Annotated in this window: 10 protein-coding genes; 4 read left to right on the plus strand and 6 right to left on the minus strand. The window is 64.1% G+C overall.

Annotated elements, in window-relative coordinates; genetic code table 11:
- Positions 1-201: 201 nt before the first annotated feature.
- The 3 genes from AC4PTT_RS17125 to AC4PTT_RS17135 all read right to left on the minus strand — a co-directional run bounded on the left by AC4PTT_RS17125 (position 202) and on the right by AC4PTT_RS17135 (position 4,356).
- Positions 202-1,971: an SLC13 family permease gene (locus AC4PTT_RS17125; protein ID WP_206554767.1), complete on the minus strand. Its 1,770-nt coding sequence runs from the start codon at positions 1,969-1,971 to the stop codon at positions 202-204.
- 139 nt (positions 1,972-2,110) lie between these two features.
- Positions 2,111-2,860 (minus strand): SDR family oxidoreductase, encoded by a 750-nt coding sequence (locus AC4PTT_RS17130; RefSeq protein WP_113154221.1) that lies wholly within the window; start codon positions 2,858-2,860, stop codon positions 2,111-2,113.
- A gap of 20 nt (positions 2,861-2,880) precedes the next feature.
- Complete coding sequence (locus tag AC4PTT_RS17135; protein WP_492161729.1) at positions 2,881-4,356, minus strand: aldehyde dehydrogenase family protein; 1,476 nt, start codon at positions 4,354-4,356, stop codon at positions 2,881-2,883.
- Positions 4,357-4,669: 313 nt separating this feature from the next.
- Here AC4PTT_RS17135 and zwf point away from each other — a divergent pair, with 313 nt between their 5' ends.
- From zwf to AC4PTT_RS17155, 4 genes are all read left to right on the plus strand, one after another.
- On the plus strand, positions 4,670-6,142 hold the full coding sequence (gene zwf, locus AC4PTT_RS17140) for a glucose-6-phosphate dehydrogenase (RefSeq protein WP_113156179.1): 1,473 nt from the start codon (positions 4,670-4,672) through the stop codon (positions 6,140-6,142).
- Positions 6,143-6,144: 2 nt separating this feature from the next.
- Complete coding sequence (pgl, locus tag AC4PTT_RS17145; protein ID WP_206544632.1) at positions 6,145-6,858, plus strand: 6-phosphogluconolactonase; 714 nt, start codon at positions 6,145-6,147, stop codon at positions 6,856-6,858.
- Between the two features lie 66 nt (positions 6,859-6,924).
- Entirely contained in the window at positions 6,925-8,739 is a 1,815-nt protein-coding gene (gene edd, locus AC4PTT_RS17150) for a phosphogluconate dehydratase (protein WP_283800148.1), read from the plus strand.
- Positions 8,740-8,789: 50 nt separating this feature from the next.
- Positions 8,790-10,109, plus strand: a complete 1,320-nt coding sequence (locus AC4PTT_RS17155; protein ID WP_492161730.1) for a DUF2254 domain-containing protein — start codon at positions 8,790-8,792, stop codon at positions 10,107-10,109.
- Positions 10,110-10,279: 170 nt separating this feature from the next.
- Here the strand turns inward: AC4PTT_RS17155 and AC4PTT_RS17160 are convergent, their stop codons facing one another.
- The 3 genes from AC4PTT_RS17160 to AC4PTT_RS17170 all read right to left on the minus strand — a co-directional run bounded on the left by AC4PTT_RS17160 (position 10,280) and on the right by AC4PTT_RS17170 (position 15,033).
- Entirely contained in the window at positions 10,280-11,242 is a 963-nt protein-coding gene (locus AC4PTT_RS17160; RefSeq protein ID WP_492161731.1) for a GlxA family transcriptional regulator, read from the minus strand.
- A 68-nt stretch (positions 11,243-11,310) separates the two neighbouring features.
- Positions 11,311-12,207 carry a bifunctional methylenetetrahydrofolate dehydrogenase/methenyltetrahydrofolate cyclohydrolase FolD gene (gene folD / locus AC4PTT_RS17165; protein ID WP_113154215.1) on the minus strand — a complete coding sequence of 299 codons (897 nt, stop codon included), beginning with the start codon at positions 12,205-12,207 and terminating at the stop codon, positions 11,311-11,313.
- A 216-nt stretch (positions 12,208-12,423) separates the two neighbouring features.
- A complete protein-coding gene (locus AC4PTT_RS17170; protein WP_492161732.1) occupies positions 12,424-15,033 on the minus strand; it encodes a GNVR domain-containing protein in 2,610 nt (869 codons plus the stop codon).
- Positions 15,034-15,132: the final 99 nt, after the last annotated feature.

A 15,132-nucleotide genomic window follows, 5' to 3' on the forward strand; every position in this document is an offset into this window, starting at 1 on the left:
ATTGACGTTGTGCGTGGTTCGACAAGCTCACCATGAGGGTGGGGCGCGGCTGCAAGAACTATCTGCAACCCCGCGGAGCCAGATTTTCCTACAGGGTCACACATCCCTCATGGTGAGCTTGTCGAACCACGCAAAACGCTCCTGCCACAAAATCGGACACGACCGAAATCATCAGGTGAACCGAACCGCTTCAGCCCTGTCTCACAGCGGCCAGAAGAACAGGATTGCCGGCACGGAAACCGCGATAATGAGGATTTCCAGCGGCAGACCCATGCGCCAGTAATCGCCGAAGCGATAGCCACCCGGCCCCATGATGATGGTGTTGTTCTTGTGGCCGATGGGCGTCAGGAACGCACAGGAAGCGGCCACCGCCACGCCCATCAGGAAGGGATCGGGCGAGACGTTGAGCCCCTGCGCAACGGAAAGGCCGACCGGCGCTGCAATCAGCGCTGTCGCCACATTGTTCAGGAAGTCGGACAGCGTCATGGTGACAACCATCAGGATCGCCAGGATCGCCCATGCCGGCAGCGAGCCGGTCAGCGAGAGAATGGAATCCGCAATCAGCTTCGTACCACCGGACTCCTCAAGCGCCAGCCCGAGCGGAATGAGCGAGGCCAGAAGCACGATCACCGGCCATTCCACCGATTCATAGACTTCGCGCGCGCCGACCACATTGAACAGCGCATAGATGGCGACCGCGCCCGCAAGCGCGATGGCGAGCGGCACGAACCCCATCACCGAAATGGCCACGGCAATCGCAAACACGGCCACGGCGAACAGCGCCTTGCCGCGCTGGATCACGTTATGGCTCTTTTCCGCCAGCGGCAGAACGCCCAGCCAGTCGGCGGCGTCGGCAACGCGGCTTTCCGGCCCAAGAAGCAGGACCACGTCGCCCGCCCGGATCGGCAGCTTGCGCACCCGCTCGCGAAACCGCCTGCCCTGCCGCGACACGCCCAGAAGCGTCACGCCGCGGCGGTAAAGCAGCCGCAGGTCAAGCGCCGTGCGCCCGACCATGCGGGCATTGTCCGGCACAATGGCCTCGACCAGAACCAGAGACTTGCCGCGAATGCCGCCATGCTCTTCCGAGCCCGGCGTATCGAGTTCCGCAGCGCCGATGAACGCCTCGATGGATTTCGGATCGCCCTCGAGAATGAGCTGATCGCTCTTGCGAAGCTCTTCGCCAGCGGAAAAACCGGGCAGACGCTTGCCGCGCCGCACCAGTCCGAGCACGGTCACATCGTGCTCATCGGCCAGCGGATAGAGATCGCTCACCGGCCCGTCGATGAATTTGGATTTCTCCTTCACACCCGCTTCCACGACGAAGAGGCCCGCCTCGCCGTCATCTCCGGCAACCGCCTGCCCGGTTTCGGGGATCAGCCGCCAGCCAACCAGCGTCACGAAGGCGATGCCAACCACGGCGCAGACGAGGCCTACCGGTGAAAAGTCGAACATGGAGAAGGATTCGCCAAGCGCGCGCCCGCGAAACTCGGCGATGACGATGTTGGGCGGCGTGCCGATCAGCGTGATCATGCCGCCCAGAATGGTCGCGAAGGAAAGCGACATCAGCGATCGGGAAACAGGCCGCTTCGCCTTCTTCGCAGCCTCGATGTCGAGGGTCATCAGCATGACCAGCGCGGCGACATTGTTGATCACCGCCGAAAGGCCGGCGCCGATCACCGACATGAAACCGATATGGGTTGAGAGAGAGCGTCCCGAAGACAGGACGAAACGCGCGATCAACTCCACCGCGCCCGCATTCATCATGGCGCGCGAGACGATCAGCACCAGCGCAATGATGACGACGGCCTCATGGCCGAAACCGATGAAGGCGTCATGCGCATCAACGACGCCGGCGGCCACCGCGATGATCAGCGCGGCAAAGGCAACAAGGTCATAGCGAATACGACCCCAGACAAGAAAGGCAAACACAACACCCAGCAGACAGAAGAGAAAGATCTGCTCGTAGGTCATGCGCTTGCCCTTTTCATGCCGACCGCCGGACAATCGCCGACGGTCTGAAATTGTTCTGTCCGGTTATAGGTAATTCCGTGCTCCAAGTCAGGTTCCCGGAGAAACGGAATTCCTAAAACCGTCCACAGGCAGCGCTGCGTCAGATGCAGCGGCCGCCGTCCACTTCCAGCGCAACGCCGGTGATGAACTCGGCTTCCGACGAAGCCAGCCAGAGCGCTGCATTGGCGATGTCGAGCGGCGTGGAAAGCCGGCCAAGCGGGATGGAAGAGCGGAACTGCGCGCGCTTCTCGGGCGTGTCTTCGCCCATGAACTGGCCGAGCATGCCGGTTTCGCCGGCCACCGGGCACAGGCAGTTCACGCGGATGTTCTTCGGCGCAAGCTCAACGGCCATCGACTTGGTCGCGGTGATCGCCCAGCCCTTCGATGCGTTGTACCAGGTGAGACCCGGACGCGGGCGCAGGCCTGCCGTCGAAGCGGTGGTGATGATCGAGCCGCCGCCGAGCTTCTCCATGACCGGCACAACGGCCAGCGTGGAATGATAGATCGCCTTCATGTTCACTGCGCCGATGAGATCGAACGTCTCTTCGTCAACTTCCATGAGGGAGGTGTTGCGGTGCGTGTAGCCGGCATTGTTGATCATGATGTCCAGACGGCCATGCGCCTGCATGGCGGCGTCCACCATCGCGTCCACATCGGCTTTCATGGAAACGTCTGCGGTAACCGGCAGCGCTGCTTCACCAATCTCTGCGGCAACCCGCTCTGCGCCCTTCGCGTTCAGGTCGGCAACGATGACCTTCGCGCCTTCTTCGGCGAAACGCTTCGCCATGCCTTCACCGAAACCGGATGCTGCGCCGGTGATGATGGCAACCTTGCCTTCAAGTCGAGCCATTTCGAAAATTCCTGTAATTGTTAGCCGTGGTTGAAAACGATTGTCTTGGTCGCGGACATGTCGAACAGGGCTTCAAAACCCTTCTCGCGTCCGTGGCCGGATTTCTTGAAGCCGCCGAAGGGCAGCTCCACGCCGCCGCCTGCGCCATAGCCGTTCACGAAAACTTGGCCGGCGCGCACGCGCTTGGCGACCCGGTGCTGGCGCGCGCCATCGCGCGTCCACACACCGGCCACCAGACCGAACTCCGTGTCATTGGCGAGCCGGATGGCGTCTGCCTCGTCCTCGAACGGGAACAGCGAAAGCACCGGTCCAAAAACCTCTTCCTGAGCGAGCGCTGCCTGCGGATCGACCGCGCCGAACAGTGCGGGCGGCTGATAGTAACCGCCCTCGGGCGCGTCCGGGTGCACCGTGCCCTGTGCGAGCAGCGGAATGCCGGCTTCCTGCGCTGCGGCAATAAAGCCGGCAACCTTGTCGCGCTGCGCCACATTGACGAGCGGCCCGATGTCGAGATCCGCATCATGCGGGCCCGCAACCAGCTTGGAGAAGCGCTCGGCCAGCGCCGTCGCCACCTGCTCGTAGATCGGCTTCTCGATCAGAACGCGGCTGCCGGCAGAGCAGGTCTGCCCGCCATTCTGGATGATGGCGTTCACCAGAACGGGAAGCGCTGCCTCGATATCCGCATCGGCGAACACGATCTGCGGGGACTTGCCGCCCAGCTCCATCGTCACGCCGCGATTGTTCACCGCCGCTGCCTGCTGGATCGCGGTGCCGGTGATCGGCGAACCGGTGAAGGTCACGTAATCGACCAGCGGATGCGAGGAAAGAGCCGCACCAGCGCTGCGGCCATAACCGGTGACGACGTTGAACACGCCAGCCGGGAAGCCGGCCTCAAGCGCCAGCTCGGCCATGCGCAGCGTCGTCAGCGAAGCGTCTTCCGCCGGCTTCACCACCAGCGTGTTGCCCATGGCCAGCGCCGCGCCGATGACGCGCGCCAGAATCTGCATCGGGTAGTTCCAGGGCGTGATACCCGCCACCACGCCATGCGGCTCGCGCAGCGTCAGCGCCGTGTAGCCATCGAGAAACGGGATCGTGTCGCCGTGGATCTTGTCAGCCGCGCCGCCATAGAACTCGAAATAGCGCATTGTGGCCGTCACGTCCGCCGTGCCCTGACGGATCGGCTTGCCGGTGTCGCGCGATTCGAGCGCAGCCAGCTCCTCGCCATTCTTCTCCACCAGATGGAAAAGACGCGTCAGGCAGCGCCCGCGCTCCACGGCCGGCATGCGGCTCCACGGGCCTTCGTCAAACGCCTTGCGCGCCGACTTCACCGCCAGCTCCACATCGGCTTCGGTGGAAGCCGGGATCGAAGCGAAGACTGCGCCGTCGGACGGGCTGCGAACGTCGATGCGTTCTCCCGAGAGCGAATCGACCGAACGCCCGTCGATGAACTGCATGAAAGCGCGGCCCTCAGCCACGCTGCGCGAAAAATGGGTTCCCATCCCTGCCGCTCCGGTTTGTAATGTCTGTATGCGAGCCTGTGCTCGCGAAGGAAACATGGGAAAACCCGCCATGCGATGCTGTGTCAAGGCACAAATGGGCGCACCGGCTTGGCTCAGCCCGACAGACGCGCTGCCGCGCAATCGCATCTGGCTTTTTTAAATCGATTAGACTATAGCAACGGCAACTTGGTATGAGGCTAGGGCAATTCCAGGAAAAGCGGAAACCGGTTTTCCGTCCGGAATTGCGCAAGAACAATCAATGAGAGCGTTTTCGCGGTTCAACGAAAAGCGGAAACGCGCGAGCGGAGAAACCATGACCAGCCAGACAATTCCGGTCGAGCCTTTCGATCTCGTGGTGTTCGGGGCCACGGGCGATCTCTCCGAACGAAAGCTGCTTCCGGCGCTCTATCAGCGTCAGCGGGCAGGTCAGTTCACCGACCCCACGCGCATCATCGGTTCATCCCGCTCGAAACTGTCCGACGAGGACTTCCGCACCTTCGCCGAAAAGGCCATCCGCGAGCATGTCGCCAAGAGCGATATCGAGCCGCAGGAGCTGACGCATTTTCTGGCCCGCCTGTCTTACGTGCCGGCGGACGCGAAATCGGGCGACGGCTTTGCCGACCTGAAGACCGAGATCGGCGACAGCGACAGTGTGCGCGCCTTCTACATGGCCGTCGCACCCAGCCTGTTCGATGACATTGTCGGCCAGATCGACAAGCACGGCCTGTCCACTGACACGGCCCGCGTGATCGTCGAAAAGCCCATCGGCCGCTCGCTCGCCTCCGCCCATGAGCTGAACGACGCCGTGGCGCGCGTGTTCGACGAGCACAACGTCTTCCGCATCGACCACTATCTCGGCAAGGAGACGGTGCAGAACCTCATGGCGCTGCGCTTTGCCAATGCGCTCTATGAGCCGCTCTGGAACTCCGCCCATATCGACCATGTGCAGATCACCGTGGCCGAGACCGTGGGGCTTGAAGGGCGCGCGGGCTATTACGACAAGGCCGGCGCGCTGCGTGACATGGTCCAGAACCACATGCTCCAGCTTCTCTGCCTCGTGGCGATGGAAGCGCCGGCCTCCATGGAAGCCGACACGGTGCGCGACGAGAAACTGAAGGTCCTGCGCGCCCTGAAGCCGATCACCTCCAATGCCGCAGAGAGCGTGACCGTGCGCGGGCAATACCGCGCCGGCGCGTCCAATGGCGGCGCGGTGAAGGGCTACACGGAAGAACTTGAAAGCGGCGAGAGCAACACCGAGACCTTCGTCGCCATCAAGGCGGAGATCGAAAACTGGCGCTGGGCCGGCGTGCCCTTCTACCTGCGCACCGGCAAGCGGCTCGCCACCCGCGTTTCGGAAATCGTGATCCAGTTCAAGCCGATCCCCCATTCCATCTTCGAAGATGGCACGGGCAAGGTGTTTGCCAACCAGCTCGTCATCCGCCTGCAGCCGGATGAAGGCGTGAAGCAGTGGATGATGATCAAGGACCCCGGCCCCGGCGGCATGCGCCTGCGCCATGTGCCGCTCGACATGAGCTTTGCCGAATCATTCAATGTCCGCAATCCGGACGCCTATGAGCGCCTCATCATGGATGTCATCCGCGGCAACCAGACGCTGTTCATGCGCCGCGACGAGGTCGAGGCCGCATGGCGCTGGATCGACCCCATCCTCGCCGCCTGGGAAGACAACCAGCAGCCCGCACAGGGCTACACCGCCGGCACCTGGGGGCCTTCCTCTTCCATCGCGCTGATCGAGCGCGACGGACGCACCTGGCATGAGAGTGTCTGAGCATGGCGAATTGCGAGTGGCATGAATTCGCCTCCTCCGAGGCGCTGGCCAGGAACCTGTCGGAGACGGTTGCCAAAAAACTGGCCTTGGCCGTGAAGGAGCGGGGCCACGCGGCGATTGCCGTTTCCGGCGGTCGCACGCCCGCGCAGTTCTTCGATCAGCTGTCGCGATGCGATATCCCGTGGGACAAGGTCACCGTCACGCTGGTGGACGAACGTTTCGTGCCGGCCGATTCACCGCGCTCCAACGCCCGTCTGGTCGCCCGGCATCTCCTGCAGAACAAGGCTGCCCGCGCCGCCTTTGTCGGCCTCTACCAGCCAGCCGACGAGATGGAAGAGGCCGCCAGCCAGTCGGCAAAGGCGATTGCCGCACTGCCCCGACCGCTCGACGTGGTCGTGCTCGGCATGGGCAATGACCGGCACACCGCCTCCTTCTTCCCCGATGCGCCGACCATCGAAGCGCTTCTTGAGCCAACGGAAGGGCCGGACGTTTTACCGGTCGCGTCGAAGGCGGCGGGCGAACCCCGCCTGACGCTTTCCATGAACCGGCTCGCAGGCGCACGCTTCCTCGCCGTCCACATCGAGGGCGCCGACAAAAAGGAAACGCTGGAAGCAGCGCTCTCCGTTCCACCCGGCCCGGCATCCCCCATCGGCGCGGTGCTGGCCGAGACGAAAGAACCCGCCCACATCTTCTGGGCTCCCGCAGGCCAGGCGTAAAACGCCGGCCCGCCGCGCCCCGCGCTCCTTCCGCGTGGGGCCAACTGCAAGACAGGACGCCATGCCATGACCGCAAGACCCGAAATCGAAGCCGTCACAGCCCGCATCCGCGAGCGCTCACGCGCCAGCCGCGAAGCCTATCTGGAACGCGTCGACCACGCTGCCGGACAGGCCGTTCATCGCGGCGTCCTTTCCTGCGGCAACCTCGCCCACGGCTTTGCCGCCTGTGGCCCCGCAGACAAGGCGGCCCTTTCCGGCGACCGGGTGCCCAATATCGGCATCATCACCGCCTATAACGACATGCTCTCGGCGCATCAGCCCTTCGAGCCATTTCCCAACATGATCAAGGACGCCGCGCGTGAAGCCGGCGGCGTGGCGCAGGTTGCCGGCGGCGTGCCCGCCATGTGCGATGGCGTCACCCAGGGCCAGCCCGGCATGGAACTGTCGCTCTTTTCGCGCGATGTCATCGCCATGTCGGCTGCCGTCGGCCTGTCGCACAACATGTTTGACGCGGCCGTCTATCTCGGTGTCTGCGACAAGATCGTGCCGGGTCTGGTCATCGCCGCCCTCACCTTCGGCCACCTGCCTGCGATCTTCATTCCCGCCGGACCCATGACCTCCGGCCTGCCCAATGACGAGAAGGCCCGCATCCGTCAGCTCTACGCCGAAGGCAAGGTGGACCGTGCGGCGCTGCTGGAAGCCGAGTCCAAATCCTATCACGGCCCCGGCACCTGCACCTTCTACGGCACGGCCAATTCGAACCAGATGCTGATGGAGATCATGGGCCTGCACACGCCGGGTTCCTCCTTCGTCAATCCCAACACGCCGCTGCGCGATGCCCTGACGAAGGAAGCCGCAAAGCGCGCGCTCGCCATCACCGCACTCGGCAACGAGTTCACGCCCGTTGGCCGCATGATCGATGAGCGCTCCATCGTCAACGGTGTGGTCGGCCTCAACGCCACGGGCGGCTCGACCAACCACACCATGCATCTGGTCGCCATGGCGGCAGCGGCAGGCATCCGGCTCACCTGGGACGACATAGCCGAGATTTCGGACCACGTGCCGCTCGTTGCCCGCGTCTATCCCAACGGGCTTGCCGACGTGAACCATTTCCACGCCGCAGGCGGCATGGGCTACATGATCCGCGAACTGCTCGACGACGGCTATCTGCACGAGGATGTGCGCACCATCTGGGGTGAGGGTCTGCGCCCCTACACGGTCGAGGCCAAGCTCGCCGACAATGGTTCGGTCGTGCGCCTCTCCGCACCCGCCACCAGCGGCAACGACAAGGTGCTCACCACCGCCGCCAAACCCTTCCAGCAGACCGGTGGCATCCGGGTTCTGTCGGGCAATCTCGGCAAGTCGATCATCAAGGTTTCCGCCGTCAAGCCGGAGCACCGCGTGATCGAGGCCCCGGCGCTGGTCTTCCATTCGCAGGAAGAAATGCAGACGGCCTTCAAGGAAGGCAGGCTCGACCGCGATTTCATCGCCGTCATCCGCTTCCAGGGCCCCAAGGCAAACGGCATGCCGGAACTGCACAAGCTCACGCCGGCGCTCGGCGTGCTTCAGGATCGCGGACACCGCATCGCGCTGGTCACCGACGGGCGCATGTCGGGTGCATCCGGCAAGGTGCCGGCGGCCATCCACGTCACGCCCGAAGCGCTCGATGGCGGCATGATCGGCAAGCTGCGCGATGGCGACCCGATGCGCCTCGACGCAGACAAGGGCACGCTTGAAGCACTGGTCGACGCCGAAGAGTTCGCCGCACGCGAAAGCGCCGCACCCGACCTCTCGGGCAACCAGTACGGCATGGGCCGCGAGCTCTTTGCCGGCTTCCGGCAGCTCGCCGGCCGTGCCGATCAGGGTGCAGCCGTATTCTGAGCTGGAACAAACTGCGGTAGCCGTGCATTCTTCCTCTGATCGGAGGGAGTGTGAACGGCTACTGGTTCCTCTTCAGGCGGCTCACGCGAGCCCTGTGGTTTCTGCCGGCGCTGTTCTGCGTCTCGGCGGTCATCGTCATTGTACTTGCCTATCTTTCGGCAGACCTGCTGCCCGAAAGTCTGGATGAAAGCGCCCTTCCCATAACCGTTTCGGGAGAAGCGCTGCGCAACATTCTGGGCATCGTCGCTTCCAGCATGCTGGCGGTCGCCGTCTTCGCGCTTTCAACGCTGGTCAACCTGCTCACCAGCGCCGCGCAGACAGGCTCGCCCCGCGCCGTGCCGCTTTTCTCCGGCAATCGCGCCGCCCGCACCACCATCTCCGTTTTCATCGGCGCGTTTCTCTTTTCCATCATCGGCATAATCGGTCTGTCGAGCGGCATCTACACGCTTGGCGGACGGCTTATCCTCTTCGCCGCCACCGTCATCGTGGTCTTTGCCGTTGTCTGGGCGCTGATCCGCTGGGTGCGCGAAATCTCGGTTGTCGGACGCGTCGTGGAGATGACCAGCCGGCTTGAAGAGACAACACGGGAAGCTCTCACCCGCCTTGGCCGCGAGGGGCGCTATGGCTGCACCGCCGCCACGCTTTCCTCCAGTCCGTCAGGGCGAACCGTAAGCGCCGGGGCGGTCGGCTTCGTCCAGCATTTCGACCCGCATGCGCTGCAGGAACTGGCGGAGGCCAGCGATCTCACAATCCATGTTCTCGTCCGCCCCGGCGATTATGTGGACCACGCCACCGCGCTTGCCGTCGTCAGCGGCGAGGCGGACGATGCCTGCCTTGAAGCGGTCCATGACGACTTCATCATCGGTGAGGAGCGCACCTTCGATTCCGATCCGGGATTCGGCTTCCTCGTTCTGGCCGATGTCGCCCGCCGGGCGCTTTCCCCCGGCGTCAACGACCCTTCCACCGCCGTTCACGTGCTCACCGTGCAGACCCGGCTTCTGGCCGACTGGGTTCTGGCAGACGAGGAAGCGAAAAGCGGAGATGGCGAACCGCCCTACCCGAACGTGACGTTCGCGCCCGTGGAACCGTCAGCTCTTCTCGATGCCGCCTTCCGGCCCATTTCCTACGAAGCCGCCTCCGGCGCACCCGATGTCGGACTGGCGCTGTTGCGCGGTCTGTCTTCGCTCGCGCGTGTCGCGCCGGGAGCCTTCCGCGATGCCGCCACGGCGCTGGCCGCAGACTTCACCGCCCGCGCGACCTCATGCGCCTCCCACGCGCCCGATGTCGCTGCACTGCGCAAAGCTGCTGCCGAGATTGGTGGCGTGGTTTCGGACGCCGAGCGCCCTCGCCCTTCGACAAGCTCAGGGTGAGTCTCCCTAGCGGACCAAACAGAGAGCATCGCGCCCAGCATTCAAAATGCGAAACGGCGTGTGCGTCTCAAGCTGAAAGCAACTGGACCACTGCAGTAGCCCTCATCCTGAGCTTGTCGAAGGGCGGGGGCGCTCGGCTCCAGCGTCACGCCTCCGACACCACCCGCCCCTCAATAACCAGCGCGGCGCTCTTCCGATGGCGGGCGGCCAAATTGCTGGCGATAGCTTTGCGCGAAATAGGAATGCGAGGTGAAACCCGTCGCAATCGCCACATCGAGGATCGGCATGTTTGTCTGCCGCAGGAGTTCACGCGCCCGCTCCAGCCTGAGCCGCATGTAATAGCGCCCCGGCGTCATCCCCAGATGCCGCAGGAAAAGCCGTTCGACCTGGCGCACGGAAAGGTTTGCGGCTCCCGCCAGCTGCACGGCAGAATAGGGCTCATCCAGATTGTCGGCCATCAGCTCGACGATTTTCTTCAGCTTCTCCGACTTGCCCGTCAGGTCGCGCTCCGGTCCCGTGCGCTGCCGGTCGCCGGCAGAGCGAATGCGCTCGTGCTGGAACTGGTTGGCCACATCATTGGCAAGATCCGCGCCAAGGTCCGTGCGCACGATTTCCAGCATCAAATCAATCGAAGTCGTCACGCCCGCGCAGGTGTAGCGGCGGCGGTCGATCTCATAGACATTGCCCGTGCATTCGATGTCGGGAAAGCGCTCCATGAAGGAGGCCCGGTTCTCCCAGTGGATCGTGCAGCGATGACCGGCAAGCTGCCCGGCCTCGGCAAGCAGATAGGAGCCCGCCGCCAGAGCCCCCAGCGCAGCACCGCGCCGGCCAAGGCTGCGCAATGCGGCAAGCACCATGCTCTTGCCGGGAAACTCGGTGGTGAGACCCACGCAGACAAAGAGAATATCGACCGGTGGCAGGTCGGCGACCGCATAATCGATCTTGATCGGCAGCCCGTTGGACGCCATCACCGCCTCGCCATCAGCCGAAACGGTCACCCAGCTATAGACGTCACGCCCGAGCAGGCGGTTGGCCGAGCGCACCGTGTCGATGGCCGCCGCCAGAGAAAACATCGAAAACTTGTCGACCAGCAAAAATGCGAAATGCCGTCGGTCCTGCCTCGCCTCGCCCATGGGCAATTGTTCTAAAACAGGCTTGTCTGGCAGGAGAGGCATGGCAGATGGTCCCGATCAGAAAGAGGCTAGAAAGCCGGTGGTTCAAGCCCCGCGGTGCGGAATGCGGAAGTGAGCGTGTTGGCCATCAGCATGGCGATGGTCATCGGCCCCACGCCGCCCGGCACCGGGGTGATCGCGCCGGCGCGCTCCTTTGCTTCGGCAAAGGCCACATCGCCCACGAGCCGCGTCTTGCCCTCGCCCTTTTCCGGCGCGGGAATGCGGTTGATGCCCACATCGATCACGGTTGCACCGGGCTTCACCCAGTCGCCCCGAACCATTTCCGGCCGTCCCACTGCGGCAACGAGAATGTCGGCCGTCGCGGCCAGCGCCGGCAGATCCTTCGTGCGGCTGTGCGCAACGGTCACCGTGGCGTTGGCGGCCAGAAGCAGGTTCGCCATCGGCTTGCCCACAATGTTGGAGCGCCCGATCACCACTGCCGAGAGGCCGGAGAGGTCCCTGCCGCGCACCCGCTCAAGCATCAGCATCGCGCCCGCCGGCGTGCAGGGCACGAAGGCGCTGTCCAGCGCACCGGTTCCAAGCCTGCCGACATTGATGAAATGAAAACCGTCGACATCCTTGTCCGGGTCGATGGTCTGGATGATGCGCGCTTCATCGATGTGCCCGGGCAGCGGCAGCTGCACCAGAATGCCGTGGATCGCCGGATCGGCGTTGAGTTCCTCGACCAGCGCCACCAGCGCGTCTTCCGACGTTTCTGCCGGCAGCGAATGCTGAACCGAATGGAAGCCGCATTCCTTGGCGCGGCGCGACTTGGACGCCACATAGACCTGGCTTGCCGGATCCTCGCCGACGATCACCACCGCCAACCCCGGCGTCACGCCGTGTTCGGCGAGCGTCGCAGTCTGCGTCTTGACCTTCGCAACCACATCTTCTGCGATCGCTTTTCCGTCGATGATATCGGCCATGTCTTTCCCCGGTCAGGCGTCAGTGCGTGCGGCCTCCCGGTCCACGCCAAGGCGCTCGCATCGGGATCGCACTCCAGCCCGCATAATGGGGAAAACGCAGAACCGCAATCCCGGCTTCGCGTCGTTTGACGACGTTATTGGGAAAGAAGGCGAATTTGTCTGGAACGCGCCCGCCGTTCGACAGCGTCAGGCAAGACCGCCTGACGCCGGAAACGTCTAGTACCGGAACCGGTTTGCCCGGCGCGCCGTCAGCGCATCGACCTCGCGGCGCACGGCTTTCAGGCGATGGTGGATTTCGCTGAAGCGGTCTTCGCCATCGTCTTCTTCATGAAACGGCTCGCCAGCACTCTGCGGACCTGCCGCAAATCCAGCCTGCGCCATCGGCGGCACCTGCTGCCAGACGGGATAGGCCGGCATCATCGGCATGTTGATTCCCGGCTGTCCCATCCCCGACTGGCCCATCACTGGCTGAAACGGCGCCATTGCAGGCATCATGCCGGGCTGCATCGCAAGCTGTGGCGTCTGCCACATCTGCTGCGGCGCATATTGCGGCTGTGGCTGGGGCTGGGGCTGAACCTGGGGCTGCGAAGCTGCCGACACCCGCACGCGATGCCGTGGCTCCGCATACCGATCGGCAAGATCATCGATCTCATCGTCCATATGCGCCGTAAACGCATGGTCGAGATCATCTTCATCCTCACGCGCGTCCACACCGGCCATTGCATAGCGCTCACCCGAACGCGGACGCCATTCGCCAGAATGCCGGTCTGATGCAGCATCCCGCAGCCGGTCGTCGGACGCGTGCCGCCAGGATCCGCCACCGGGCGGTGTCGGGTCAGGCTCCGGGTCATAATCGTCATAACCCTGGCTGCCTTCGCCGCCTTCGTCTTCCTCGGCCTGACGCTCGGCCATGTTTTCGCGCAGGCTCTGGATCGCCCCGCCGGCAGCGCCAATGCCCACGCCGAACAGGAAGCCAAGGATCATGCCCGCCATCGCGATCGACGAACGCGACGGGCCGATCGGATCGAGCGGCGGCACGGCCTGCGAAATCACGCTCACATTGGCGGTGTTCAGGCGTTCCTGCTGTCCGGTCTCACGGGCGCGCAGGAGCAGCGATTCGTACACCGAGCGCTTCGCATTCGCCTCGCGCTCAAGCTCGCGAAGCGTCACCTGCTCCGATGCCAGATTGCCCTTCTGCACCTTCAGCCGCGCGAGCTGGCCGGCCAGATCCTGCTCAAGCTGAACGGCGCGCTGCAATTCCACCTGGTTGGATGCCGTCACCCGCCGCAATTCGCGTGCGATCTCCTCACGCGCGCCGGAGAGTTCCGCTTCCACGGCAAGCCGCTCCGGATGACGCGGGCCGAAGCGCACGGCCAGCCTGCCCGCCTGCTGCCGCAGGCTCGCATACTGCGCCAGAAGCTCGGTCATGACGGGCGAGGAGATCTGCTCCGGCAGTGCGCCGCCCAGAACCTCGTCCACGTTCAGCTCACGCGCGGCCGCTGCACGCGCATTCAGCTCCGATGTGCGCGCCTTGGCGTTCGAAAGCTGGTCGTTGAGACGCAGGATCTCCTCATCGGTGATCAGACGCCCCTGCGCATCCACGATGTCATTCTTCGCCTTGAAATCGGCCACGGCCCGTTCGGCCTCTTCCACTTCGGCCCGAAGCGAGGTGAGCTGCTCGGTGATCTCGCGATTGGCGCGGCCCGCCGTTGCAGACTGAAGCTCGCCAAAGGTGGACAGGAACACATCGCGCGTGGTCGTCGCGATCAGCGAGGATTTCTCGGGATCCTCCGTCTCGGCGCCAATGGTGATGATGAAGGTCTTGGCGTTACGGCTCACATCCAGTGCATCTGCGAGGTTCTCGACCGCAATGGAGTGCCGCGCCGTGCCGCCATCCTCATCGCCGCTGCTGAGCAGCGCCGAGATGAGCGCGCGCGGGCTCAACAGCAGGCTCACAATGGAACTGCCACCCGAACCGTTGAATTCCGGGTCATCCGCCAGATCCAGTTCGTCCACCACCCGCGCCAGCACATTGCCGGAGGTCATGATGGCCACCTGGTTTTCGATAAGCGCCAGCGTCGCATCCGAGGGCAGACCGCCCGGCGTCAGATCGCGTTCCACCAGCTGCAGATTGCGCGGATCGAAAATGAGCTGCGTTGCCGCGTAATACATTTTCGGCGTCGACAGCGCGACCATCACGCCAAGAACCGCACCGATGATCGTCGTCAGAAGAATGAGCCACTTGGCGCGAAAAATCCCGCTGATCACGCGCACGGGATCGATCAATGGCCGCCAGAGCCGCTCATCCGCATCACGATTTCCGGTCTGCCTGCGCCGGTGCTGCATGGGCTCGCGACAGGCTTCGGGCTCTTCGTCAATCACGGTTCGCCGCACGGCCACATCGCGCTCGTCGCGCATCGGCGCACGCGCGGGCTCTGCGGTCTGCGCCCCGCGCTGCGGGGCCTCCGGCAGCGGAAACATCCTGTCGAGCAGGCGCTTGTGGAGCGGGGCCTTTTTCGGTGCGGTGCGCGCTTTCCGTACCGGCTCCTCGACCCGGCGCGCAGGCTGTGTGCGCTTCGGGGAAACGTCGTCCCGCGCGCGGTCACCCGCCTCGGCACGACGCAGATAGGCATCCGCCGAGGCTGCCCGCTCCCGGCGCGCCTCGCGCATTTCCGCATCCCTGTCAGAGCGCGTCAATGACGAACGGTCGGCAAGATCTTCCTGCGTTGTCGCACGATCATCACGCGGCGGCTGCATCGACAAAAGCGAGCGCGGGCGCCCGTCTTCCCTTGACCGTTTCCTGTTGGGATTTTCGGCGTCGAACATCGTGTGTGCAGCTTCCGCAAATGATGATGAAGCGGGCACATCAGCCCGCGATTATGTTAACCCAAGCTAAAGAGGCACAGGTAACAAACAGTTAACGGT

Source organism: Nitratireductor sp. WH36-1 (genome assembly GCF_058725515.1).

Excerpts from the sequence above, each read along its gene's own strand:
- AC4PTT_RS17170 (WP_492161732.1), bottom strand. The coding sequence starts at position 15,033 with ATGTTCGACGCCGAAAATCCCAACAGGAAACGGTCAAGGGAAGACGGG.
- AC4PTT_RS17135 (WP_492161729.1), bottom strand. The coding sequence starts at position 4,356 with ATGGGAACCCATTTTTCGCGCAGCGTGGCTGAGGGCCGCGCTTTCATG.
- zwf (WP_113156179.1), top strand. The coding sequence starts at position 4,670 with ATGACCAGCCAGACAATTCCGGTCGAGCCTTTCGATCTCGTGGTGTTC.
- AC4PTT_RS17130 (WP_113154221.1), bottom strand. The coding sequence starts at position 2,860 with ATGGCTCGACTTGAAGGCAAGGTTGCCATCATCACCGGCGCAGCATCC.
- edd (WP_283800148.1), top strand. The coding sequence starts at position 6,925 with ATGACCGCAAGACCCGAAATCGAAGCCGTCACAGCCCGCATCCGCGAG.
- pgl (WP_206544632.1), top strand. The coding sequence starts at position 6,145 with ATGGCGAATTGCGAGTGGCATGAATTCGCCTCCTCCGAGGCGCTGGCC.
- AC4PTT_RS17125 (WP_206554767.1), bottom strand. The coding sequence starts at position 1,971 with ATGACCTACGAGCAGATCTTTCTCTTCTGTCTGCTGGGTGTTGTGTTT.
- folD (WP_113154215.1), bottom strand. The coding sequence starts at position 12,207 with ATGGCCGATATCATCGACGGAAAAGCGATCGCAGAAGATGTGGTTGCG.
- AC4PTT_RS17160 (WP_492161731.1), bottom strand. The coding sequence starts at position 11,242 with ATGGGCGAGGCGAGGCAGGACCGACGGCATTTCGCATTTTTGCTGGTC.